The 25432-nt window shown below is 41.8% G+C and carries 20 protein-coding genes; 8 read left to right on the top strand and 12 right to left on the bottom strand.

Annotated elements, in window-relative coordinates; all coding sequences use genetic code 11:
* The first annotated feature begins 322 nt into the window (after positions 1 to 322).
* The 6 genes from H5185_RS08465 (at position 323) to H5185_RS08440 (ending at position 10264) form a co-directional block, all read left to right on the top strand.
* On the top strand, positions 323 to 1078 hold the full coding sequence (locus H5185_RS08465; RefSeq protein ID WP_124018024.1) for a tRNA1(Val) (adenine(37)-N6)-methyltransferase: 756 nt from the start codon (positions 323 to 325) through the stop codon (positions 1076 to 1078).
* 53 nt (positions 1079 to 1131) lie between these two features.
* Positions 1132 to 2352 (top strand): ATP-dependent RNA helicase SrmB, encoded by a 1221-nt coding sequence (srmB, locus tag H5185_RS08460; RefSeq protein ID WP_124018025.1) that lies wholly within the window; start codon positions 1132 to 1134, stop codon positions 2350 to 2352.
* Positions 2353 to 2804: 452 nt separating this feature from the next.
* Positions 2805 to 4004 carry an efflux RND transporter periplasmic adaptor subunit gene (locus H5185_RS08455; RefSeq protein ID WP_182722303.1) on the top strand — a complete coding sequence of 400 codons (1200 nt, stop codon included), beginning with the start codon at positions 2805 to 2807 and terminating at the stop codon, positions 4002 to 4004.
* A 2-nt stretch (positions 4005 to 4006) separates the two neighbouring features.
* Positions 4007 to 7159: an efflux RND transporter permease subunit gene (locus H5185_RS08450; RefSeq protein ID WP_182696651.1), complete on the top strand. Its 3153-nt coding sequence runs from the start codon at positions 4007 to 4009 to the stop codon at positions 7157 to 7159.
* 144 nt (positions 7160 to 7303) lie between these two features.
* Entirely contained in the window at positions 7304 to 7918 is a 615-nt protein-coding gene (locus H5185_RS08445; protein WP_182696652.1) for a TatD family nuclease-associated radical SAM protein, read from the top strand.
* A gap of 90 nt (positions 7919 to 8008) precedes the next feature.
* Complete coding sequence (locus H5185_RS08440) at positions 8009 to 10264, top strand: PAS domain-containing protein (RefSeq protein WP_182741823.1); 2256 nt, start codon at positions 8009 to 8011, stop codon at positions 10262 to 10264.
* 115 nt (positions 10265 to 10379) lie between these two features.
* Here H5185_RS08440 and H5185_RS08435 read toward each other — a convergent pair whose 3' ends face one another.
* From H5185_RS08435 to tkt, 9 genes are all read right to left on the bottom strand, one after another.
* On the bottom strand, positions 10380 to 11822 hold the full coding sequence (locus H5185_RS08435) for a hypothetical protein (protein ID WP_182722306.1): 1443 nt from the start codon (positions 11820 to 11822) through the stop codon (positions 10380 to 10382).
* An 89-nt stretch (positions 11823 to 11911) separates the two neighbouring features.
* Positions 11912 to 12499, bottom strand: coding sequence for a hypothetical protein (locus H5185_RS08430; protein WP_182741822.1), 588 nt, complete (start codon positions 12497 to 12499; stop codon positions 11912 to 11914).
* Positions 12492 to 13238, bottom strand: coding sequence for a hypothetical protein (locus H5185_RS08425; protein WP_182741821.1), 747 nt, complete (start codon positions 13236 to 13238; stop codon positions 12492 to 12494). The genes H5185_RS08430 and H5185_RS08425 overlap by 8 nt, the downstream gene beginning before the upstream one ends.
* Before the next feature lie 398 nt (positions 13239 to 13636).
* A complete protein-coding gene (locus H5185_RS08420) occupies positions 13637 to 14377 on the bottom strand; it encodes a DUF481 domain-containing protein (protein ID WP_124018033.1) in 741 nt (246 codons plus the stop codon).
* Between the two features lie 117 nt (positions 14378 to 14494).
* A complete protein-coding gene (locus tag H5185_RS08415) occupies positions 14495 to 15835 on the bottom strand; it encodes an MATE family efflux transporter (protein WP_182741820.1) in 1341 nt (446 codons plus the stop codon).
* A 192-nt stretch (positions 15836 to 16027) separates the two neighbouring features.
* The gene (gene fba / locus H5185_RS08410; protein WP_124018035.1) at positions 16028 to 17092 is read right to left on the bottom strand and encodes a class II fructose-bisphosphate aldolase; all 1065 of its coding nucleotides are present in this window, start codon (positions 17090 to 17092) and stop codon (positions 16028 to 16030) included.
* A gap of 149 nt (positions 17093 to 17241) precedes the next feature.
* Positions 17242 to 18417: a phosphoglycerate kinase gene (locus tag H5185_RS08405; RefSeq protein ID WP_124018036.1), complete on the bottom strand. Its 1176-nt coding sequence runs from the start codon at positions 18415 to 18417 to the stop codon at positions 17242 to 17244.
* An 81-nt stretch (positions 18418 to 18498) separates the two neighbouring features.
* Positions 18499 to 19518, bottom strand: coding sequence for an erythrose-4-phosphate dehydrogenase (epd, locus tag H5185_RS08400; protein WP_124018037.1), 1020 nt, complete (start codon positions 19516 to 19518; stop codon positions 18499 to 18501).
* A 188-nt stretch (positions 19519 to 19706) separates the two neighbouring features.
* Entirely contained in the window at positions 19707 to 21701 is a 1995-nt protein-coding gene (gene tkt, locus H5185_RS08395; RefSeq protein ID WP_124018038.1) for a transketolase, read from the bottom strand.
* 540 nt (positions 21702 to 22241) lie between these two features.
* Between tkt and metK the strand changes: the two genes are divergently transcribed.
* Positions 22242 to 23393, top strand: coding sequence for a methionine adenosyltransferase (metK, locus tag H5185_RS08390; RefSeq protein WP_124018039.1), 1152 nt, complete (start codon positions 22242 to 22244; stop codon positions 23391 to 23393).
* A gap of 157 nt (positions 23394 to 23550) precedes the next feature.
* On the top strand, positions 23551 to 24216 hold the full coding sequence (locus tag H5185_RS08385; protein WP_182741819.1) for a GNAT family N-acetyltransferase: 666 nt from the start codon (positions 23551 to 23553) through the stop codon (positions 24214 to 24216).
* A gap of 68 nt (positions 24217 to 24284) precedes the next feature.
* Here H5185_RS08385 and H5185_RS08380 read toward each other — a convergent pair whose 3' ends face one another.
* The 3 genes from H5185_RS08380 to H5185_RS08370 form a co-directional block, all read right to left on the bottom strand.
* A complete protein-coding gene (locus H5185_RS08380) occupies positions 24285 to 24641 on the bottom strand; it encodes a hypothetical protein (protein WP_182741818.1) in 357 nt (118 codons plus the stop codon).
* A gap of 45 nt (positions 24642 to 24686) precedes the next feature.
* Complete coding sequence (locus H5185_RS08375) at positions 24687 to 25244, bottom strand: GNAT family N-acetyltransferase (RefSeq protein WP_182741817.1); 558 nt, start codon at positions 25242 to 25244, stop codon at positions 24687 to 24689.
* 3 nt (positions 25245 to 25247) lie between these two features.
* On the bottom strand, positions 25248 to 25432 hold a 185-nt coding region (locus H5185_RS08370; RefSeq protein WP_182741816.1), incomplete at its 5' end, for a hypothetical protein.

Below are 25432 nucleotides of genomic sequence, written 5' to 3'. Positions count from 1 at the left end.
AGTACTCAGCATCACATCCCTGTTAAAACAGTCTTAATTAGACCTTTTACTCAGCTTTAAGCCTAAAAAAGTGCGCAAACTAATAGCAAACATCGCTTAAATACTCAAGCTTCAGCACCTCATAAAAGCAAAATAAACGATTTAGTTACTATTTATGGCAAGACTTGCGCACATATTCACCACACCTATGAATGTTAAGTTAATTAACATAACAAAAAATCAACCACGATAGAGGTCGGTAATTAAAACGCGACAGTAAAAACTAAAGCAGTTATGATCTCGTCCGAGTCATTCAAACAGCCGAAAGAGTAATCAATTATCTATGTCTTTTACGTTTAAACAATTTCATATTGATGATAAAGAATGTGGTATGGCTGTTAGTACAGATGCGGTTTTACTCGGAGCTTGGGCTGAATTAACACAGTCGAACCATATTCTTGATATTGGTGCAGGAAGTGGCTTACTCAGCCTAATGGCGGCCCAGCGCAGTCCTGAACACCGCCGTATTATTGCTGTAGAAATAGACGCTGCAGCAGCTAATGCTTGCCAACATAATATTAGACAAAGCCCTTGGCCTGAAACGGTACAACTCTTCCATGGTGCAATTCAAGATTTTCAACTACAGCACCTCAACGATTCGGCGCCATTATTTGATCATATTATTTGTAACCCGCCCTACTTTGAGCAAGGTACCCAGGCTAAAAATAGCGCTCGAGCAGACGCAAGACACACGAACACCTTGTCTTTCGGTGAGTTACAAAGCGTGATCAGCAAATTACTTGCTCCCCAGGGCACTGCAAGTGTTATTTTACCGCAACAAAGTTTAGCGAGCTTTACACAACAACTTAATGCTTATGGTCTATTCGTTGCAAAGCAACTTGATATCATTAGCATTGAGGGAAAGCTCGCTAACCGATCAATATTGGCCATTCAGCATCACCTAGCGGTAACTGAACAACCAATATTGACTGTTCCACCGGTTGAAACTCAGTATCAGCAGATGACGATCCGCGATAAACAAGGGCGATACAGCGAAACGATGATAGATTTATGCCGCCCATTCTACTTAAAGCTTTAGCCTACTCATTAGGTCAGCTATAATACTCAACTATTTTTCAGCGAGACCAGCGCATGCAATTTGAAGATTTCCAGCTCGACCCTAGCTTATTAGAGTCACTCAAGGCCATGGGACACAACACCCCTACCACTATTCAGCAGCAAACCATTCCATTGGCCATGGATCAGCGGGATATTTTAGCGCGTGCGCCAACAGGCACCGGTAAAACGGCCAGTTTTTTACTGCCAGCTTTACAGCATCTTATCGATTTCCCACGCCGTTTTGAGGGTCAAGCACGTATTTTAGTGCTAACACCAACTCGCGAATTAGCCAGTCAAATTCATCGTTATGCGAGTCACTTAGCAACAGGGCTTGATCTCAACATCGTTATTATTACCGGTGGTGTGCCATATGGCCCACAAGAAGAAGCTCTTGCAGACAATGTTGATTTATTAATCGCTACCCCAGGTCGATTAATGGAATATTTAGATAAAGATAAATTTGACGCGACTGAAGTTGAAATTTTAATTATTGATGAAGCTGACCGCATGCTCGATATGGGGTTCTCATCAGTCGTGCAATCAATTGCCATCGAAGCTCAGGGTCGAAAACAGAATATGTTGTTCTCTGCCACGCTTGAAGGTAATGGGGTTAATCGTTTTGCACGTGAATTGTTAAACGATCCCGTAATGGTCGATGTTGAAGCACCGCGCAGTGAAAAAGCCAAAGTACATCAGTGGGTACACTTGGCCGATGATCAAGCTCATAAATTTGCCTTGTTGTGTCATATTCTTCAACAAGAAAATGTTAAACGCACCATAGTGTTTGTTAAAACGCGCGAAATGGTTGCCAGCCTTGAAGGCCTATTACTCAAAGCGAATATCCCTTGTGCATTTATGCGCGGCGATATGGAACAGAAAAAGCGCTTTCAGGCACTTGGACGTTTTTCTAAAGGCGAGGTCAATGTGCTATTGGCCACTGATGTTGCAGCTCGCGGTATTGATGTTGATGACATTACTCATGTGATTAACTTTGACATGCCTCGCTCTGCTGATGCATATGTTCATCGCATTGGGCGAACTGCACGTGCTGGTGCAAAGGGCACTGCCATTTCATTAGTTGAAGCCCATGACATGCGCATAGTGTCTAAAATTGAACGCTACATTGAGCTACCACTAAAACGCCGTGTTATTGAAGAGCTTCGCCCTAAGCACAAAGAAGCCAAGGTGCCAGGAAAGAAAAAAGCCAACGCAAAAGATGCTCGAGTGAAATCAAAAAAATACAAGAAAAAGTAGTATTTAGGTTTATCTAGGCTTCCTTAGACAGCCTTAACTAGACAGCATTAAAGCGAATTACTCTGTAATTCGCTTTTTTTATATCTAAACCGTTATATATCATTATTAACTAGAGGCAATAGAGCAAGAAAGTGTCAACAAATGTTAATTTCAGCTCAAAAAACACCCAGGCAAATATTTCAACCTAACCAACTAATTAATAACAATTTAAAATTTAATGGTATGGTATACCCCGATACGAACACCGTAAAAAAATCAATTTACTGATATTTCGGGACCAAATGATAAAAAACATGAAACCCTGAAACATTTTATTTACATTAAGCTATTCAGATACGCTTCATACTCTGTTAATTTAGAGATAATGAGTAAAAATATTAATCAGTAAAACTTGTTAGCCAACGTAGTTAACAATCTTTCAGCATTATTTCAGCATGGATACGCAAAAAGAAATGATAAAAACCATACTTAGAAGATTATCACCGCTATTGATCATCGCCGTGTTTGCCGCCGCAGCGATATTATTGGTCAGCACCAAAGAAGCCCCTGAACAAAAAGATGAAGTGATCAGTGTGCCGATTATTAATGTGCAAACCGTCACCCCGCAAACCTTATCGCTGAACTTACCATCATACGGCGTAGTGAATCCTAAGTATAAAACCCAGTTAGTCACAGAAGTTCAAGGACGCTTACTCAGTATTTCAGCTAACTTTGTTGCTGGTGGCGTGGCTAAAAAAGGTGAGCAACTTGCCATTATAGAACCGTCAGATTATGAAGCCGACCTCATGCAGGCTGAAGCAACGCTTGCTCAAGCGACGGCGGCATTGAATGAAGAAAAAGCCCGCGGCGAAGTCGCTAAAATTGAATTTAAAGATTTTGGTAATGGCTTACCACCAGAGCTGGGATTACGTATCCCACAACTCAAAAAAGAACAAGCTAACGTTAAATATGCCGAAGCAGCACTAGCCCGTGCACAACGAAACTTAGCCCGCACCGTTATCCGAGCACCATTTGACGGTATCATTAAGGCGCGTAATGTTGACTTAGGTCAGTACGTTACACTAGGTACTAATTTAGGCGAGCTATACGACACCAGTATTGCTGAAATTAGATTGCCTTTAGCAAATGAAGATCTCGCGTATTTAGAGTCTGTTGATAATCCTGAAACTGCAGTCACATTGACTGCATTGTTAGCCGGCAAGCAAGTCACTTGGCAAGGCGAAATTGTTCGCAGCGAAAACGTTATCGACGAACAAACTCGCATGGTATATCTGGTCGCAGAAATACATGACCCGTATTTACGTAACCATAAAACCGAAGGCCAATTACCGTTAAAATACGGCAGCTTTGTTAATGCTGTAATTACTGGGCGAACGGTGAATGATGTGGTAATGCTGCCACGTCACGTAGTGCGCAATGGTCAAGTAGCAGTGGTTAGCGCAGACAATATTATCGAAATACGCCCAGTGAATATTATTCGTTCAGACGTTGACAATATTTATATTCAAGGCAGTTTCAAAGCAAATGAGCGCGTATCAACCACGAGTATTAACAGCTTGAATGCCGGTCAGAAAATAAAAGTTCTCGGCGAAGAAAGCAAGATCACTCCAGTCGATACTGATGTCCAAGTCGCGCCGACGGCAGGTGAATAAGCATGGAAACGAATAAAGGAATTATCGCCTGGTTTGCTCGTAACAGTGTCGCGGCCAACTTACTCATGGCAGCATTGCTTATTGGCGGTTTGTTTAGTGCCGTTCTTATTAATAAAGAAATATTTCCAACCTTCGAATTAAACCTCATCAATATTAATGTGGCCTATCCAGGTGCTGCGCCACAAGAAATTGAAGAAGGGATTAATATTAAAATCGAAGAAGCAATTCAAGATATTAGCGGCATCAAAAAAGTCACGTCAGTTGCCAGCGACAGTGTGGGCTCGGTGACCATTGAAGTTGAAGACGGTTACGATGTTCAGCAAGTCCTAGATGAAGCTAAGTTGCGTATTGATGCTATTGCCACCTTTCCAGATAACATCGAAAAACCTAATATTTACCAAATAAAGCCAGAAAACAATGTTATTTGGGTATCTGTCTATGGCGACATGAGCCTACATGACATGAAGGAAATGGCTAAAGCAATCAGAGACGACATCACTGACTTACCTGCAGTCACTCGCGCAAAAGTCACTGGTGTTCGCGACTACGAAATTGGTATTGAGCTGTCTGAAGACAAACTGCGCGAATATGGCATTACTTTCACCCAAGTGGCATTAGCGGTTCAAAACTCATCCATTGATTTGCCCGGTGGATCAATTCGTGCCCAAGACGGTGACATTCTTCTGCGGACTAAAGGCCAAGCTTATACTGCCGATGATTTTGCCCAAATAGTGGTAGAAACCCGTGCCGATGGCAGCCGAATTATGCTACCGCAAGTGGCCACCATTAATGATGATTTTGAAGAGCGTTTAGAATACACCCGCTTTAACGGCAAGCCCGCTGCAGTGATTGAAATCACCAGTATTGACGATCAAAACGCGTTAGATATTTCGTCGCAAGTTAAAGCTTATGTCGCTGAACGAAAAAAAACCTTACCGAACAATATTCAACTGGATACCTGGGGTGATTTAACCCACTACTTGCAAGGCCGTTTGAACATGATGCTGTCGAACATGTTTTACGGTGCTCTATTAGTGTTTATTATTTTAGCCTTATTCTTAGATCTTAAACTGGCCTTTTGGGTGATGATGGGCTTGCCTGTGTGTTTTTTAGGCACCATGTTATTAATGCCGCTTGAACCATTTAATATGTCGATCAACATGTTGACACTGTTTGCATTTATTCTCGTGCTAGGGATCGTGGTCGATGACGCCATTGTCATCGGAGAAAGCGCCTATACCGAGCTAGAAGAAAACGGCCACTCTTTAGATAACGTGGTAAAAGGAGTGCAAAAAGTAGCAATGCCGGCCACATTTGGGGTACTTACTACCATTGCCGCCTTTGTACCTATGATCATGGTCTCCGGCCCCATGGGTATCATTTGGAAATCCATCGGCATGGTGGTGATTTTATGTTTAGCATTTTCGTTGATTGAATCAAAATTGATTTTACCGGCGCATTTGGCTCACATGAAAATCAAAAAACGCACCACACCAACTAATCCTTTCTCGCGGCTTAAATTTGCCATCAATGAATGGTTACAGCACTTTATTCACCACACTTATCGTCACTTTTTAGAGCGTTGCATTTCGCGTCGTTACAGCGTAGTGGCGGTATTTGTTGGGGTACTGATTTTGTCACTTGCATTAGTACAAAGCGGCAAAGTGCGCTGGGTTTTCTTTCCTGATATTCCGTCGGACTTTATTCAAGTTCAGCTTGAAATGGAAGAAGGCAGCTCTGAGCAAAATACCTTAAAAGTACTGCAACAAGTCGAAGATGCGTTATATAAAATGAACACTAAGCTTGAAGAACAGTACGGTTACCCTATGGTAAAGCATAGCTATATCGAATTGAAATCACGCAGCAGTGCCTTTGTATTTACCGAACTGACTAAAGGCGAAGACCGTGAAATCGACGGTGTCGCAATTGCTGAAGAATGGCGTAAACAGTTACCGGAATTATTATCGGTTAAAAAACTTAATATCAATGCTAGCACCAACGATGCCGGTGGAGACTTATCGTTCCGCTTAACGGCAACGGACTTAGACCAGTTATCTGAAGCCGCTAAAGTGCTTAAAGCAAAACTGGCTACCTATGAAGGCGTGTATGATATTACCGATAACTTCTCATCGGGTTCACACGAAATCCGCTTAAACATTCGTCCAGAAGCTGAAGCACAAGGATTAACACTGTCAGATTTAGCTCGCCAAGTTCGTTATGGCTTTTATGGTTATGAAGCCCAACGAATTTTGCGTAATAAAGAAGAAGTCAAAGTCATGGTGCGTTACCCACTAGAACAACGTCGTACTATGGGTGATCTTGAAAACATGCTGATCCGCACCCCATCTGGCGCCTCGGTGCCATTTTCAACCGTAGCCGATATCGAACTGGGAGAGTCGTACGCATCGATCACTCGGGTTGATGGTCGCCGAGCGATCACCATTAGCGCCAATGTGAATAAAAACAATGTTGAACCATCAAAAGTGGTCGCCGAAATTCAGCAAGACTTCTTGCCAGAATTAACCGCGCGTTTCCCCAAAGTGGCTTCGGCTTTGGATGGCGGCAGCTTGGATGAGCAAAATGCCATGCTCGGTTTAGCCCAAGGCTTCTTCTTTGCTATGTTCACTATTTATGCCTTAATGGCCATCCCATTAAAGTCGTACACACAACCGTTAATCATTATGTCGGTTATTCCGTTTGGTATGATTGGCGCCTTGTTTGGCCATTATATTCTCGGGCTTTCAATGAGTGTGCTGAGCTTATGTGGCATTGTGGCACTCGCTGGAGTGGTGGTAAACGACTCGCTTATTTTAGTCGACTTTGTTAACCGAGCGCGTGAAGAAGGCAAGTCGCTACTGCAATCGGCTATCGATTCTGGTTGTTACCGTTTTAGAGCGATTATCTTAACCTCACTCACCACTTTTGTTGGCTTAGTGCCCATCATTATGGAAAAAAGCTTACAGGCTAAAATTGTTATTCCAATGGCGACATCACTAGCATTCGGTATTTTATTCTCTACCGTAGTGACGCTAATTCTAGTGCCGATTTTATACATTATTCTTGATGATATAAAACGCCTATGGCGTCGATTTTTCTCTTGGTGGTGGCAACCTAAAACCCTTGCTGACCCCTTAGGTTCTGACAAGCACCATTAAGCCAATGAAACTCGATTATTAACTTAAAAAACAGAGCTTACGTGGCTCTGTTTTTTTTGCTTTAAAAACTGCGAGCTAAGCAACATAGTCACGCTGAATATTTAGCTAGAATACTCGCTATAATCTTGATGATAAAAAGCCATTATGAACACCTCCTCAGCCATACCAACCTTAGTTTACGATATAGGTCATCACCGTTATCTGAACATTACCGCAAGATGTACCCTAAGATGCCAGTTCTGTCCTAAGCATAATGGCTCTAAGCAAATACATGAATATGACTTATCCTTGTCTCAACGTATTACAGCTGACGATATATTCCCCCTATTGGGTAATGTGCAGGAAGTAGCAGAATATGTTTTTTGCGGTTTTGGTGAACCCACCTTAAACCTTGAGTGTTTGCTGCAGGTTGCACACGTGATAAAAGCCCAAGGTGGACGTGTAAGGCTAAATAGCGATGGCTTGGGTAACCATTTTCATCGCCGTAATATTTTACCCGAGCTAAGCCAATGTGTAGACAGTCTATCAATTTCACTTAATGCCGATACCCCTGAAGCATACCAGCAACATTGCCGGCCTAAACTAGCAGGGTCCTATGAAGCGTTACTTGAATTTATTCATCTTGCGCCGAAATTCATACCTGAAGTACATGTCAGTGCGATCAACGGGCTGGCTAATGTAAACATTGAACATTGCCGCAATATCGCTGAAAAAAACGGCGCAATATTTAAACAACGCGAGTTAGATATAATCGGTTAAACAAATCTATTCGATTAGTTCACAGACATTTTCGCCAACGCCGGCTTCATGCTAGTATTGCCAGCATGAGAATGCTAAAAAAGTGGCACCATGTCTAAACACACAGCAGTGAGTTCTTCAAACTCGTTATTAATTTCTTCACAAGCGACCCATTGGTCGCAACAGCATATTCTTTCGCTGCTAAGCCAATTGATTATTTTATTAATTGCGGTGTTTATCGTTACGAGTATGGTGGTTAATTTAGGCGAGCGTCGTCTGCAAGAAGATTGGGCCGATCAACGTTACAGTGAATTACAGACTGTTGCGTCGTTAGCCTCCGACAAAGTGTCATTTTTGCAGTTTAGAACCCAGACATTTGCCAAAGGTGAATTACTGCGACAATACCTGCAAAAACCCTCTGCACAACTGCAATCAAGAACGATCGAAAGCTGGGACTCATTAACGAAAAATATTCCAGAACTGCTTGGACTTGCATTATTTAATCCCCAAGGACAACTGCAATTTTCGACCACAGGGAGTTTCAATAATATGCAACTTCCCGCAGCATTATTGGGCTCGGGGAGGAATATGGGGGGTAATGATATTTACACCTCACCCATGGCATTTACACCTGTTGATGGCATATTAGAGCCGTATTTCTACCAGTTATCATGGATAGAAAATCCTGATCAGAGTATTAAAGGTTATTTGGTCACTTATAATTCTATTGTTAAATTACTTGAAACAATAAAACCTGCTTTTTTTAATCAGAATTCCCCCTTACTTTTACTTGATACCCAAGGCTTTCTGTATGCAGGTGCCAATCAACCTGAGCCATTAGACAGCATGCCTGACACTCTGGGGTCCAGTTTAAAACAAACTTATCCAGAATTATGGCGTGTAATGGCAATGAATAATTTTGGCCAGTTTCATAGTGAAGATGCCACATTTGTATACCTTAAGGTTGAGTTAACCAGCCAATATGAAACCAAGAGAGAATACTTTTTATTGTCGTACATTCGCCATGATGATATTTCTGCTCGATATGAGCAATGGCGCATAGTACTCATTATCGCTGGATGCTTAGTCGCACTTTTAGCCAGTTTACTAGTGATATTAAGACATAGATTTGTGCTTGAGCGTCGCTCAAACCAAAATAGTCTTCAATTGAGTAACGGTTTGTTTAACAGTGAATTAAGCTGTTTAATTGTTAATGATAGCGGCCGGATCCAGAGCGCTAATGCCAAAGCGGCTTCGGCGCTATCGCTGTCAATTGATGCCCTAAAAGATCGCAGTTTACAACGGGTACTGCATCTGGATGATGATCGTTTAAATCAGATTAAAGAGGCGTTAATCCAAGATAAACAATGGCATGGTGAGATCCGCTTGGAAACGCAGAATAGTAGTATGTTACAAACTCATATTCGCAGTGAAAAGTGCCCCAACAGTAATGAACATTATTGGCTGATCACTTTTGAAGATATTAGTGCCTTATTTGATAGTCAGCGCCAAGCCTATCTGTATCAACTAATGAGTAATAGCGCCGTTGCTACCGCGCTAACCGATGCCAACGGAGTGCTCATAAAATGTAATGACCAATTTGATCAACTGATGTCTTTACACGGAGACACTGATATTTCACTGACGACATTACTCGGCGACGAAGTCAGTAATCAATGGCAAAATATTACCGCGCAAATCAGTTTACAGGGAGAATGGACTGCACAGATAATGCCGTTTAACCACAGTCGATATGATCATTGTTTAAAAACAACATTAGTCGGCCAATTAACATTTGACGGTGACATTGAATATCTTATTTGTACGTTTGAGCAAACAACCCCCACGGTATTAGCTAAAAACAGCAGTAATGTTATCGGCCATCGCAGTGCGATAGTGCTGCGTTTAAATGAACTTGAAAATTACTTTATCAACCTAGGTGACTCAATAAAAAAATACTCTAGCCTACTGGTGATGGACATTAATCCAGAAGGTATTTTTAGCAACATGGGTAATGTGAGTCAGCTTGAGAAACGCCAAAAAGACATTGAGCTACAATTACTGATTGAGTTACCGCTTCATTATCAAATAGCGCAATGGCAGCTCGGAAAGCTGGTTATCTTACTCACAGATACCAATGCCAATTCAGCGCATCAATACGCAATTAACATGATGAAAACCTTGGAAGAGAAAAATTTAGCAGAAGGTATTAATATCGGTATTGCCAGCTACCAACCAGCACAAAGTTTAGACCAATATCTTACCAATGCTGAAATAGCCTTAAAACGCGCGAAACAGTCTGTAGATCAAAATATTTGCCAAGCTTTTACTCGACCAAGTAATAATGAAACGAATAACATTGGCTAAAATTGACGGCTTACATCACCTAACAAAGCATGGCTTAACGTCAGGTGATGTGTTTGTTGACAGCCTTGATAACGTACCAGGAAATGGGACATCAATGGCCATATTCCTGAGTAACTTAAGTGTGCGACTGCGCAGGGCTAACGACTTCAGGAAGGACTTCGTCAGACTCTAATCTGAAAGGTTGAACGTTATCAGGCAGTTTACTTTCATTAATTTCCACAATACTTGAACGGTTCATGGTCACTTTAAAACGAGCATATTCAGGTTGTTCCTTGCCATCACGGAGCACAGCAACCAGGTTAACTTGATAACGACGTTCAACAGACTCATTACTAATATTACCTTCACTTTCTGAGTATATTTTGGCTTTGCCTCGCTCTAGATGACGGGCAAAAGGAACTAAGCTGAAGTTCACTTGTTCTTGTATTTGAGAATAATCGGCCTCAAAAGGCTTATTTGTCACCTTAGTCGCAATGCGATAATGCAGCACTTCTGAGTCGACTTTATTCTGACTGTGACGTTGTCTCATGATATCCGAAACCGCTTTGGGAATATCTTGACTACGCATAAATTCGAGCCAAACTAACTGCTTAGCAACTACGGTTTGAGTAGTGGTATCACGTAAAATACGGCTCCATCTTGGACGGCCACGTTGGATGTAACGCCACATCGCATTACGAAAATCCTCTTTAAATATTTCCCTGAAACCATAAATTACCGCTAATGTTAACAACAGGGTCATGGTTAATTCATTAAAAAAACCTTGGGCTTTAATAATCAATGCCGACACCACCAACATCACCATCCCAGTAGCGACTCCAGTAACAAATTTTTTGAGACCGACACCTAAGGGTTTTAACTCTTCTTTTAACACCACACCTTGTTGGATTAAGCGTCTTAACAAGAGCATTTTATTGGAAATTCGATTAGCATCTAGCTGAGTTTGCACAGAATTGTATTTGCACTCTTGCTCTCTATAGTGATTCTCACCTCGACAGGCATTTAATACCTTGTCTTTAACATCACTAAAATCAGCACTTCTGGGGCTTCGCGCCAGTGTCTTTAATAACTGCTGCTCACAAAACCAAGATAAATAATTATCGGCATGCTCAAAATACGATTTCCACTTAGGATCACTCGGAGCATTGCGACGAAACTTTTTCAGTAATTGAGTCACAACATCGCAAAGCTCATCCAAGGCTGGATAAAACTCATTAGGATCGACTTTTTGTTGTAATTCTTTGACATCCGTTTCAATAGCAACGGCAAATTGGTAAGCAAATAAATTAAGATACAAGCGAAACTCTTCTAAGGTACGCTTGTTTAGACTAACAAAACGAGACTGGACTAAGGGTAGATGTAGCCCTTTAGAATAATAAGAGCGACGCCCAAGGATACTACTATGATAATAGTCCTCTTCATCTAAGGTATGCGAACCAATACCCATTTCTGTAGGCAAATAAAAATACAGGTCAAATACCCGCTGATCACCGGGGCCCATTTGATGACTGAACTTAATTGATAACGCTTCTTCTTGTTTTACTTTAACTTTTGCCACTATATATTTCACACACCTTTTTTCATTAACGCTTAGCTACTATACCGCAAAGGCAATATTAAGCTAAAAGTTAATTTATTCAATGAAAATCAGTGAGCGGTATCGGGCGATCTTAACTGGCAAGACCAAACGTTATTGCTGGGAAGAAATTTAAGTGTTGCACTGGTTAAGGCATTATCTAAGTCAATCACCTGTACTTGCTGAGCAATGCTAACCCCCTCTATTTTTTGAGAGGCAATAATGCCGAACTCATTGTGTAAATAGGGCTTTAATCGACTGCTAGTTTGCCAAAGTGTGGGCTGAAGAGTTAATCCTAAATGATATGTGAATGAGCCCATATCCACATGGTCAACCTTACCGACTAGCTGGGCTATTTCAGTACCATGGACCGATGACTCAATCTTGTAAATCAGTTTAGCTTGATGGTGATCAATGTCTAAGCTCAACCATAAATTACTTTTATCAACCTTTAATGACGATTCACCTTGATGACTGAAATAACTGTCGGCATAGCAATCAAAATGCCAAACCGTATGAGTATTGGCAATACGATTAACCACACTGGTGATAAGAAAAATCATTAATACAATACTTAGTACAAAAACAAGTTTACCGCGTTTTGACTGCAGCAATCTGCGCATCTTAATGCGTGCCAATCGATTCGATGATCTAGCCACAAATGGCCACCTTTAATAGCCATTCTTGAGTGATAAATGGCACACTCATATTATCAACATTCACTTTAATGCTATTCACTAATGGTATTTCTGCTGTGGAGTCACCCAAGGTAAAACTAACGTAATGCTGATTAGATGATAATGTCATATTGATGGAGTCCCAGCGGATATGATGACATAAGCGTAATTGCGAAGATAAACAATCCGCATGTAATTGCGCATCTTGCGGATTATTATTACCAAATACAAACAGCTGAACAATACGACCATCTGAGGCCAATATTTGCTGTACTACATCAGCTTGAGTAAGCTCTGGAGGGTTAAGTTTAGAGTAAACAAATAACAATACACTTAATATAATGACAATAATAAACAGATACTGGCCTACAGATAATAGCTTATTAGGTTGCTCAAATATCTTGGTGTGTTTGGCGCTTGCAAAAGCATATAAAATAACGCCTTGATCAGGTACATACTCAATAAGATTGCTATGGTTGTTACACAAATAATCAGTGATTTTATCGATAATTTCTAGCAGCTCAACTTGAGATAGTGGCTGAGGGCTGTCAGCTGAAATCGCCACAGCTACAAGTATAGATAGCGGCACGACTTGACCACGATGCTGGACTAATTGACTCACGACCCAATACTCGCGATCATTTAAATGCCACTGCACAGCGGAGGTCTGATTTATCAATAATCGTTGCGTACTGTCGAACCAACAACATCCTATTTGCATCGCACTGTTCCAGTGTATCGACCGATACAAAAAGTATACTCTCAAACTGAGAACCTAATGGCTGCTAAGTCGACTATCCTGCGGATAATATAACTAATTCGTGAACCAGTCCGCGAATATAGCGTTTTTTTTGCGCGAGGTTTAATTGCACGATAATGAATGTAGAAAGGACTAAATTACCGCATTGGAGCTATGGCAAAATTCAGATTGAGAGATGGGATCAAGAAGTCGAACCAATAACAGGTAGCCTATAAAATAGTACTAACATATTGAGACATGCAAGGTCGCATTAAGTATCAAGACTGATGATATGACACCATTTCAAACGAGCATAAAAAAAGCTGGCAAAGCCAGCTTTTTTTAAACGCTACACGTATTAATGTCGCTTGAACATTAACTTAGAATGCATAAAGTAATGTCATGTTTGTTTCAGTATCTGTGCTTTCTTTATCATCAAGCGGTTCACTGTTATAACGAACAATAACGGCAAACTTCATCGCTAATGCGCCAATAATATTGGCAGTCAGTGATGTTTCAGAACGAGCATCTAATTTAGACCCCCAATCGGCAATAAATTTCTGCTGGAACTTAGATGAGTCGCTGATCTTAGTTTGGAAATCGATAACTGCGTGAGCAATAATACTGTCTTGGCTATCGTAACCTTCAGCAAGTGATGATTCTTCATCAAGTTGTTGGTAAATATAACCAGGACCAGCCTCTGCTTTTAAAGACATTCTGTCAGTATCGATAAAGCGATGACCATAACCGGCAGACGTGGTAGACGTTAAATCGTAACCCGTAAATGGATCCACTTCATAGTTTGTGTTAGCAAACATATAGCTCACATCATTAATCTGGTAGTTACCTTGCACCCCAAGAAAATAACGTTTTGCAGTCACTTCTTTAGTGTCTTCTTTGTACAGTCCTTCTAACACATACTGATTTTCCCAGTTACCCAATTCTTGCTTTAACGCTAAGCGCGCTTTAAACGAAGAAGTATCAGTGTTACCTGTCGTTAATGTGGCACCTACTTCAGCCTCACCAGCCAAAGTCGCATCGCCTTCAACAAACTCACTTCCAGCATGTGCTGCAAATGGCATGGTTAGTGTAATAGCTGCAGCAATTAGCAGTTTTTTCATGTCATTTCGTCCTATATTTACAATTTACAAAAATCTAATGGAGGGTGTATGTCTAAAATTTCCACGCATATTACCACTTTGATCACAAAATTGAAAAAAATAGTCTTGTCTCAAGCATTAGGCCACTAGGCTCTTATTGTGCCAACGACCACTTCGCCAGCGCCATAGCATGGCTAATCCCCTAACCCATTCATCCAAGGCTAAAGCAGCCCAAATGCCCAGCAAGCCAAACTCAAGGTGAATACCAAGATAATAAGCACCAGGCACAGCAATACACCACATGGAAAACACTCCCATGAAAAAAGGAAACTTGGCGTCACCACTGGCCCTTAAGGCATTAATCACCACTAAGTTAAAGGTTCTACCCGGTTCCATAATGAGTGTGATCACAAATAACTGCCCCACCAGCACAATAATATCTTGCTCATCCGTAAATAAAGCAACAAGATTTGGCCCCCATATTGCGGCGAATAAAGCCACAACACTGGTCACAATCAGACCTAACTTTAATGCTCGATACATTTGCTGCTCTGCGGCTTTTAATTGTTTAGCCCCCACCATATGGCCAATAATAATTTCATTACCGATCCCGATAGATAAGCCGAACAATAAAATAAACATACAGATTTGAAAATATAACGATTGCGCTGCTAAGGCTTTATCGCCCATTAAGCCAACAAATGAGGTGACGACCATAAATTGCAACATCCACGAGACGTTTTCACCCGCGGCAGGTAAACCAATGTGAAACACCTTTTTCAGCATGGCTTTATTGGGGCGCAAAATACTCGGCAAGTGCAATGGGATTTTTGTGTAACGCACAAACAATAGCATCATAATGCTCACACCTACGAGTCGCCCAGCCACGGTACTAATAGCCACACCAGCGACACCCATTTGTGGCAAACCAAACCAACCATAAAGTAATAGTAAGTTGCCAATGAAAGTGATGATATTCATCGATAACGTCACCCACATGGCTTGCTGAGTAAAACCATGTGCCCGCATTCCCGCCGCTAAGCACATGGCCATCGCCTCAGGAATTAAACATAAACCAACAATCTGGAGATACAACTTACCATCGGCCATAAGCTCTGCTGGTAAATTCATTAAATTCAACATCATGGTTGAACCGGATAAAATACCTATCGCAGCGACCAAGCCAACTAAAAAATTAAAGCCAATGGATGAATACACTACGGCACTTGCAGCAGCTTTATTTTGCGAACCTAAATACTGGGTAATGACCACACTGGCACCGATACTGACGAAACTAAATAACGTAATTGCCAGTTCAAATACCATGTTACCAACAGACAACGCCGCCACACCTTGATAAGACACATGGCTTATCATAAAGGTGTTAATTGCGGCAGTTAAAAAGTGTAAAGCAAAATCAACAAATAATGGCCAAGTCAATGAAAATAGCGATAACGGGGCATTAGGCTTAACAAGCATAGAATTAATTCAACTATAAAGTGGGCTAACAGATTTGGACTGTATGGGTAAATGATGACGTTTTAGCGTCAATTTTTAAGGCGAGGATAATGCTGGATAACGTTTAAAAAAACAACATTTTTCGTTATTTAGTTACAAAAAAATCAGCTCATTCAAAAAATGAGCTGATTTATTATACTAGCGTTAATAGGTTTACATGATTTTAGGATCAAGTTCGCCAGATTGATAAGCTTTATACATTGCTTGCAGTGACTTAGGCTTAATTTTAGAACCCATACCTGCACAACCAAATGCTTCATAACGAGTGGTACAAATGTCAGCCATCGCTTCCATTGATGCTTTCAAGAATTTACGTGGATCAAATTCTGCTGGATGTTCAGCCAAGAATTTACGCACAGCACCCGTTGATGCTAAACGTAAATCGGTATCAATATTCACTTTACGCACACCGTGCTTAATACCTTCAACGATTTCTTCCAGCGGTACGCCGTACGTTTCTGGAATTTCACCACCGTATTGGTTAATGATTTTCAACCATTCTTGCGGTACTGAAGATGAACCGTGCATGACTAAATGCGTGTTAGGGATACGCGCATGAATTTCTTTAATACGGTCGATACGTAACACATCGCCAGTAGGTTTACGGCTAAACTTGTACGCACCATGGCTAGTACCAATGGCAATGGCTAATGCATCAACATGAGTATCGGCAACAAAACGCGCAGCTTCTTCTGGCGTTGTTAACATTTGGTCCATGCTAAGAATGCCCGAAGCCCCAACACCGTCTTCTTCGCCCGCTTGGCCAGTTTCTAAACTGCCTAAACAGCCAATTTCACCTTCAACAGACACACCACAAGCATGGGCAAATGCTACAGTACGGCGAGTGACATCAACGTTGTAATCGTATGACGCAGGTGTTTTTCCATCAGCCATTAGCGAGCCATCCATCATGACTGATGACATGCCTAACTGAATTGAACGCTGACAAATGTCAGGATCAGTACCGTGATCTTGATGAATACACACTGGGATATCAGGATACTGCTCAAGTGCCGCTGCCATTAAATATTTTAAAAACTGTGGGCGAGCATATTTACGTGCACCAGCAGAAGCCTGAACAATCACAGGGCTGTCGGTCGCTTCAGCCGCTTGCATAATTGCACGCATTTGCTCAAGGTTATTCACGTTAAAAGCAGGGACGCCATAACCATGCTCTGCAGCGTGGTCAAGCAGTTGTCGTAGAGAGATAAGAGCCATTTTTTGTTCTCCAATAATAGGGTGATTACTCACCTAGGTCACTATCGTTTGGACGGATTTTTTACTCTACCGCAGCTAAACAGCCACTGTGGTAGAGCAGTTTTTTTATAGTTATTATTTGGTATTACGGCATCAATACTTGGTGTGGACTAAGCGCCACGCTTTTCAAGCATTGCTACTGCGGGAAGTTCTTTGCCTTCTAAAAACTCAAGGAAAGCACCACCGCCGGTTGAAATATAAGATACTTTGTCGGCAATATTGTATTTATCCACTGCCGCTAGAGTGTCACCACCGCCGGCAATAGAAAATGCTTTTGAATTAGCAATGGCCTCAGCAATACGCTTAGTACCTTCACCAAATTGATCGAATTCAAACACGCCCACAGGACCATTCCAGACTATGGTACCAGCTTGCTCAATTATCTTAGCCAGAGCTTCAGCACTGTCTGGACCAATATCGAAAATCATGTCGCTGTCAGTAACATCACTGACAGATTTCAGTGTCGCGGCCGCTGTCGGGCTAAATTCACTGGCAACAACCACATCGGTTGGTACAGGAATATCACCACCACGGCTTCGAGCGTTAGCCACAAGACGTTTAGCCTCTTCAACTAAATCAGCCTCATACAGTGACTTACCCACTTTATAACCTGCTGCTGCAATAAAAGTATTGGCAATACCGCCGCCGACAACTAATTGGTCAACTTTGGTCGATAAGCTTTCAAGGACAGTTAATTTGGTCGATACTTTAGAGCCACCCACTATCGCCACCATTGGACGGGCAGGATTATCCAGTGCTTTGCCTAATGCATCTAATTCTTGGGCCAATAACGGACCGGCACAAGCAACAGGAGCATACACACCAACGCCATGAGTAGAAGCCTGAGCACGGTGAGCGGTACCGAATGCATCCATGACATACACGTCACATAATGCCGCCATTTTCTTCGCTAATGTGTCATCGTTTTTGCCTTCGCCCACATTGAAGCGAACGTTTTCAAATACCACAACTTCACCAACATTAACGTCAACGCCATCAAGGTAGTCACTGACCAGACGCACTGGGCAATCAAGTGCTTTAACTAGATAGTCCACTACCGGTTGCATTGAATACTCAGAATTAAACTCGCCTTCTGTTGGGCGACCTAAATGCGACATTACCATTACGGCAGCGCCTTTCTTTAATGCGAGTTGAATCGTTGGTAATGACGCACGTAAACGCGCATCACTGGTCACCACACCGTCACTGACAGGCACGTTTAAATCTTCGCGAATAAGCACGCGCTTATTTTGTAGATCTAAATCTGTCATGTTTATAATTGCCATAATTAGCCTTTCCTTTTTAAGTTAAAACAAAATTTTTACTGTGTAATCGGTTAACACCCATTACTCAAAATGTGATTAAGGTTATTGGTCCAGTTTTGCTTGGATCATCGCTAAACTGGTATCTAACATGCGGTTAGCAAAACCCCATTCGTTGTCGCACCATAATAATAATTTGACCAAGTGGCCTGCGCTGACACGAGTTTGAGTACCATCAACAATACTTGAACGGGGATCATGGTTAAAGTCGCACGATACCAACGGCTCGTCAGTATAGCCTAAAATACCATTAAAACTGCCGTTTGAGGCACGTTGTAACACACTGTTAATCTGTTCAATATTAACTTTTTTCTCAAGCGTGACAGATAAGTCGATCGCGGTCACATTTATGGTTGGCACCCGCACGGAAATGGCTTCAAACTTATCTTTCATGTGCGGCAGAATACGTTCAATACCGCGAGCTAATTTAGTGTCAACCGGAATAATAGACTGACCTGCGGCGCGCGTTCTGCGCAGATCATCATGGTAAGCATCAATAACCTGCTGATCATTCATCGCCGAGTGAATTGTAGTAATAGCACCACTTTTGACTTCAAAATGCTTATCGAGAACATCGATGACTGGAACAATACAATTAGTGGTGCAAGAAGCGTTAGAAATAACACTATGCTCTGGGCGTAACAAATCATGATTAACGCCATACACAATAGTGGCATCAACATCTGCAGAGGAAGGATGGCTAATAAGTACTTGTTTAGCGCCAGCGTAAATGTGTGCTTCGCAAGCTTGACGGTCGATTAAACTGCCTGTGGCCTCATAGACGATATCAATATCAAGTTCAGCCCAAGGTAGTAACTTAGCATCTGCTTGATTGAGCAACAAAATACTGTCGTCACCAATCAGTAACTGATCATCCTTTAGCTTAACGGTATGCTTAAAACGACCATGAGTGGTGTCATACTGAGTTAAATGACAAATGGCTTCTGGCTTTGCCAACTCATTGATTGCCACAATTTGGATCTGTTGACGTTTTCCTGACTCATACAAGGCACGAAGTATTGAGCGGCCAATCCGGCCATAACCATTAATTGCAACTCGAATCATTTAGGGTCCAGAGTAATTAACCTAGGCACTTATTATTTAATCAACCATGATAAAATACTGAAATATAAGTGATTTAGCATATATTATTTTACGTGAATAAAAGACATAAAAAAACGGCCTGCAATCATATTGCAAGCCGTTATTATACAGATTAAACACTTAATAGATAAGTGTTTAATCTCAGATGATTATCCTAAAGATTGGACAGTTTTTACTACATTATCAACAGTGAAGCCGAAATGCTTAAGTAAATCACCACCAGGAGCAGACTCACCGAAGGTCGTCATGCCAACAACACCGCCCTCAAAACCAATGTATTTGTACCAGAAATCAGTATGCGCAGCTTCAATAGCAACACGCTTAGTGACACCTTTTGGTAATACAGATTCTTTGTAAGCAGCATCTTGCTTATCAAACTCAGTCGTAGAAGGCATAGAAACCACGCGCACTTTCTGGCCGAGTTTGCTTAACTCAGCGGCTGAATCCATGGCTAATTGCACTTCGCTACCGGTTGCAATTAAGATCACATCAGCAGTGCCTTGACAATCAGACAGTACATAACCGCCTTTAGCAACGTTAGCTAATTGCTCCGCAGTACGCGCTTGAGCCTTAAGACCCTGACGACTGAAAACTAATGATGTTGGTGCATCACGGCGCTCAATTGCCGCCTTCCATGAAACAGCCGTTTCTGCTGCATCACATGGACGCCATACTGCCATATTTGGCGTTAAACGTAAGTTAGCTAATTGCTCAATCGGCTGATGCGTTGGACCATCTTCGCCTTGACCAATAGAGTCATGGGTATAAACGAAAATGTTTTGAATACCCATTAATGCTGACATACGTACTGCGTTACGCGCGTATTCCATAAACATCATGAAGGTAGCGCCATAGTTAATAAAACCACCATGCAACGACGCACCGTTCATAATACCGCTCATACCGAATTCACGTACACCGTAATAGATGTAGTTACCGGCAGGATCGTCTTGAATACCTTTTGAGCCAGACCAAAGCGTTAAGTTAGAACCGGCTAAGTCTGCGCTACCGCCAAGTAATTCTGGCAACATAGCACCAAAGAAACCAATCGCATTTTGAGACGCTTTACGGCTCGCAATACCTTCGGCTTTATCTTGGCTTTCTTGGATAAAGGCTTGTGCTTTTGCTTCAAAATCAGCAGGTAAATCACCCTTTAAAACACGGCGATCATATTCTGCAGCAAGTTCTGGGAACGCAGCTTGATATGCAGCAAACTTGTCATTCCATAATGACTCATTTGCCTCACCTTTGTGTTTGGCATCCCAACCAGCATAAACATCAGATGGGATTTCAAAAGGAGCGTGTGGCCAGTTTAAGAACTCACGAGCGGCTGCAATTTCAGCATCACCTAATGGTGCACCATGACAATCATGGCTGCCCGATTTGTTCGGAGAACCAAAACCAATAATGGTTTTACAGCAAATCATCGATGGCTTATCGGTGACAGATTTAGCTTGTTCAATTGCTGCACGGATGGCATCAGGATTATGACCATCAACATCAGCAATAACATGCCAGCCATAGGCTTCAAAGCGCTTAGGCGTATCATCAGTGAACCAACCTTCAACATGACCATCGATAGAAATACCGTTGTCATCCCAAAATGCCACTAACTTACCTAGGCCTAATGTGCCGGCTAATGAACTGGCTTCGTGAGAAATACCTTCCATTAAACAGCCATCACCTAAGAAACAGTAGGTAAAATGATCAACAATATCGTGACCAGGACGGTTAAACTGAGCCGCTAAGGTTTTTTCGGCAATCGCCATACCAACAGCATTGCTCAAACCTGCGCCTAAAGGACCGGTGGTGGTTTCAACACCTGGAGTATAACCATACTCAGGATGACCAGGTGTTTTTGAATGTAATTGACGGAATTGCTTTAACTCTTCAATCGGCAACTCATAGCCTGATAAATGCAATAAAGAGTAGATAAGCATAGAGCCATGACCGTTTGACAGAACAAAACGATCGCGATCGACCCAGTTAGGATTAGTTGGATTGTGCTTTAGAAAATCATTCCATAGCACTTCGGCGATATCAGCCATACCCATTGGGGCACCTGGATGACCAGAATTGGCTTTTTGAACCGCATCCATACTTAAGGCGCGAATAGCGTTAGCGAGTACTTTACGAGATGACATGCTCTCTCCTGCTTGTTTGTAAGGTCTAGCGGGCAATTGTGAAGCCATATTTTCCCCTACAAGGCGATGTGACGCAAATTAAAATTTCTCTCATTACATTTTTAGTCAGTAATAAGCTCACTTTTACCTATTAAGGTCGTCTTGCCGCTGATGTTTATTGGGTAGATAACATGCAAAAAGCCCCGTAATGAACATCTACATACTGAGTAATTATTTATTGACAGTCAGCTTAGAAAACAGCGCTGGGTAAGTAAAACGTCAACTTGTCTCAACACTTAACACCTCATAATCATCCTCAATATTGTTCAATTAATGGCACTAAAGTGTTTAAAGCAGACCAACAAAAATGATTAAAACTTAATTTAATCAGCAGTTTAATTAACCCATTAGCTAAACACACTCATAGAGAGTAAAAAATATTCATGCACTACTGCACAATTATCTGCTTAAATTCGTATTAAGGGGTGTTATCAAATTAGATTTCGACTAAAATAGACGTCTAGACGTATATTCAAATGCAACCAACGAGATTTTCCTATTATGGCAAAGCACTTGTTTACCTCTGAGTCGGTCTCAGAAGGTCATCCAGATAAAATCGCCGATCAGATTTCTGATGCGGTATTAGACGCAATACTTGAGCAAGATCCAAAGGCTCGTGTTGCGTGCGAAACGTATGTTAAAACCGGTATGGTATTAGTGGGCGGTGAAGTCACCACTTCTGCTTGGGTAGACATTGAAGAAATTACCCGTAAAACCGTCCGCGAAATCGGTTACACCAATTCAGATATGGGTTTTGATGCTGATTCATGTGCGGTACTTAATGCCATTGGCAAACAGTCACCAGACATCAATCAAGGCGTTGACCGCTCAGATCCTGCTGAACAAGGCGCTGGCGATCAGGGCTTAATGTTTGGCTATGCCAGCAATGAAACCGACGTATTAATGCCTGCACCCATCACTTACGCTCATAAGCTAGTTAAGCGTCAGTCAGAAGTGCGTAAAGACGGCACTTTACCTTGGTTGCGTCCAGATGCAAAAAGCCAAGTAACCTTTGCATATGACGATGGCAAAATCATCGGTATCGATGCGATTGTATTGTCAACTCAACATCGTGAAGACGTAACACAAGCAGATTTGATTGAAGCCGTAATGGAAACCATCATCAAGCCTGTATTACCTGCACAATGGTTAAACAAAGACACTAAATACTTTATTAACCCTACTGGTCGCTTTGTTATTGGCGGACCTGTTGGTGATTGTGGTTTAACTGGACGTAAGATTATCGTTGATACTTACGGCGGAATGGCGCGCCATGGTGGCGGTGCATTCTCTGGTAAAGACCCATCGAAAGTAGACCGTAGCGCAGCTTATGCTGCACGTTATGTGGCTAAAAATATTGTTGCTGCAGGTCTTGCTGATCGCTGTGAGCTACAAGTGTCTTATGCTATTGGTGTTGCAGAGCCAACATCTATCAGTATCGAAACATTCGGTACTGGCAAAGTGTCTGAAGAAGTATTGATCAAATTGATCCGTCAGCACTTTGAGCTGCGTCCTTATGGTTTAACCGCAATGCTAGATTTGGCGCGTCCTATCTATCAACAAACTGCAGCTTATGGCCATTTTGGTCGCGATATATTCCCTTGGGAAGCGACAGATAAAGCTGAGATTCTCCGTGCTGATGCCGGACTATAATAAGCTAGGTATCGATATAGCCTTAACGCTTGTTGGCTAAGCTAAAACGATATCAAACATAAAACCGCCATTTGGCGGTTTTATGTTATTGGCGCTATCCAATTTGCACTAGCCGATGTAATAAGCTAATGATTTAATCTCGACACTGGGTCTCATTATGTATCAAGCCACTTGGCTAGAAAAAAATATAATAGCAAAGCAAGCTGTTGCACCGCCATCCGTAGGGGCGGAACCCATTGAAGCTGATTTAATTGCGAATAAGTCGATTGCGAGTCATCCTACCGCTGTAGAAGGCAACGCGATTGAACTTGCTGAAAGCAAACTCTCAGCGATTAAGCTCTGTGCAATAAAAGAATGGTCAGCCATTAAATTATTCTATCGTCAGCATATGCCTTATGCGCGATTAGCTCAAAAAGAAGCGATAGCAGTTATTAATCACCTAAACTCAAACGCTACTGATAATCAAGACAGAAGTGATGACGTTAATAGGGCGACATTCAGACCGCGAAATATTATTGCCGCTATAAGAGTCAAACCGATAGGCCACTATCAACTGGTAAATGGATTGTTAGTTCACCCCGACTATCGTGGCCAACACCATGCAAGCCACTTATTACAGTTTATTGCACCTAGATTAAAGACTAAACATTGCTTCTTATTTGCTCACCCATGGTTAATAGGCTTATATCAACAGCAGCACTTTGTGGCGATAGAACCGCTGCAAATATCGCAGTTACCAGCAGAAATCACCCAATTATACTATCGTTACCACTCTGAAGAACGACCACTGGTACTGATGCAGTTAAATAACCCTGAGCAATAATGCACATCAATGATTTAGCGAAATCATCCTAATGCGTAAACATAAATGTAGATAGTATAATAAATAGGTTAACAATGATCGAAGTGCGCACTTTCAATGCACATAAATGACACTTGCTGCATACTCATTATTGGCACATCTTTGACACTAATTGATGCCATATTGATCTGCTCAATTTGAGTAAATAAGGCTATTGCAGCATGATAGTCATTGGTTAAACCACAAAATACCCATCTATCATGCCAGCGCACAAAATATCCTGATTGCTGCACTTGTAGATTATCCTTACTGTGCACACTTGCTTCAATGCAATCATATGATTCATTTGCCTCAGCCAATACCGCGGCAATCAGCTTCATGTTGTCAAATGCTGATAATCTTAAACCAAGGTAAGGTGAAAAAAGGGTTTCAAAGTCAGTACTCATTATATTCCTAATTAATAACCACTTTATTCACGCACCAAGACATAGTTAGCTGATGACATCGGCTGTAGAGGTGGCCAATAAACAATAATCACGTTGTTCAAAACGAAATTGATCAATCTGTGTCATCGCAGCTTTTTGTTGATGTGCCGCTAAAGAGCGAGCATTGTCTGCAGCAACATAGGTCACCATAAATGGAAAGCTAGTGTTTACTTGTTTTTTTAACTCACTCACTAACGCCGCAAACACGCCTTGGCCACGTTTTGACTCTTGGATCCAAACCGGCCCATATTGACACGAATTGGTCGTCGATAAAGCTTGCCCAGCCAACTCAGCGAACTTAATCTTTTGAATAATATGGCGATACAATGGTTGCGCGGAAAAAAATGACCATCTTGCGGCCATCACATAACCAATAATTTGCCCTTGCACTTCTGCCACCATAAACCAATGTTGATTAATTAGCTGACCCACCTCACTTTTGGTGAATGAATGAGCATGTAATTGGTTATCTGAACCAGACAACTCATCATCTACATGAGCACGCTCTAACTGCACAATGGCAGTAACATCGGTGAATAACGCCTTACGGATAATAAATGACAATGATTATTCCTTTGGATCTGAATGGGGAGGTTGCTTCTTAGCCCATTCTATCACTAGCGCAACAGGCAGCGGAGACATAATTAATGTTCCTACGCCAATGAGCAATGCAATCACCAACATACCACTGACTTGCTGACCTATATCGCTTTGCCAATATAAGCCTACGCCCACCAGCAACATAATTAAGC

This window comes from Shewanella sp. SG44-6 (assembly GCF_014164185.1).
Taxonomy (GTDB): Bacteria; Pseudomonadota; Gammaproteobacteria; order Enterobacterales; family Shewanellaceae; genus Shewanella; species Shewanella vesiculosa.
The sequence above is the reverse complement of the archived record's forward strand: the minus strand, read 5'-3'. Positions and strand labels throughout refer to the sequence as shown.

Excerpts from the sequence above, each read along its gene's own strand:
- H5185_RS08445 (WP_182696652.1), top strand. The coding sequence starts at position 7,304 with ATGAACACCTCCTCAGCCATACCAACCTTAGTTTACGATATAGGTCAT.
- metK (WP_124018039.1), top strand. The coding sequence starts at position 22,242 with ATGGCAAAGCACTTGTTTACCTCTGAGTCGGTCTCAGAAGGTCATCCA.
- H5185_RS08420 (WP_124018033.1), bottom strand. The coding sequence starts at position 14,377 with ATGAAAAAACTGCTAATTGCTGCAGCTATTACACTAACCATGCCATTT.
- H5185_RS08385 (WP_182741819.1), top strand. The coding sequence starts at position 23,551 with ATGTATCAAGCCACTTGGCTAGAAAAAAATATAATAGCAAAGCAAGCT.
- epd (WP_124018037.1), bottom strand. The coding sequence starts at position 19,518 with ATGATTCGAGTTGCAATTAATGGTTATGGCCGGATTGGCCGCTCAATA.
- fba (WP_124018035.1), bottom strand. The coding sequence starts at position 17,092 with ATGGCTCTTATCTCTCTACGACAACTGCTTGACCACGCTGCAGAGCAT.
- H5185_RS08465 (WP_124018024.1), top strand. The coding sequence starts at position 323 with ATGTCTTTTACGTTTAAACAATTTCATATTGATGATAAAGAATGTGGT.
- H5185_RS08450 (WP_182696651.1), top strand. The coding sequence starts at position 4,007 with ATGGAAACGAATAAAGGAATTATCGCCTGGTTTGCTCGTAACAGTGTC.
- H5185_RS08455 (WP_182722303.1), top strand. The coding sequence starts at position 2,805 with ATGATAAAAACCATACTTAGAAGATTATCACCGCTATTGATCATCGCC.
- H5185_RS08425 (WP_182741821.1), bottom strand. The coding sequence starts at position 13,238 with ATGCAAATAGGATGTTGTTGGTTCGACAGTACGCAACGATTATTGATA.
- H5185_RS08405 (WP_124018036.1), bottom strand. The coding sequence starts at position 18,417 with ATGGCAATTATAAACATGACAGATTTAGATCTACAAAATAAGCGCGTG.
- srmB (WP_124018025.1), top strand. The coding sequence starts at position 1,132 with ATGCAATTTGAAGATTTCCAGCTCGACCCTAGCTTATTAGAGTCACTC.
- tkt (WP_124018038.1), bottom strand. The coding sequence starts at position 21,701 with ATGTCATCTCGTAAAGTACTCGCTAACGCTATTCGCGCCTTAAGTATG.
- H5185_RS08415 (WP_182741820.1), bottom strand. The coding sequence starts at position 15,835 with ATGCTTGTTAAGCCTAATGCCCCGTTATCGCTATTTTCATTGACTTGG.
- H5185_RS08380 (WP_182741818.1), bottom strand. The coding sequence starts at position 24,641 with ATGAGTACTGACTTTGAAACCCTTTTTTCACCTTACCTTGGTTTAAGA.
- H5185_RS08440 (WP_182741823.1), top strand. The coding sequence starts at position 8,009 with ATGTCTAAACACACAGCAGTGAGTTCTTCAAACTCGTTATTAATTTCT.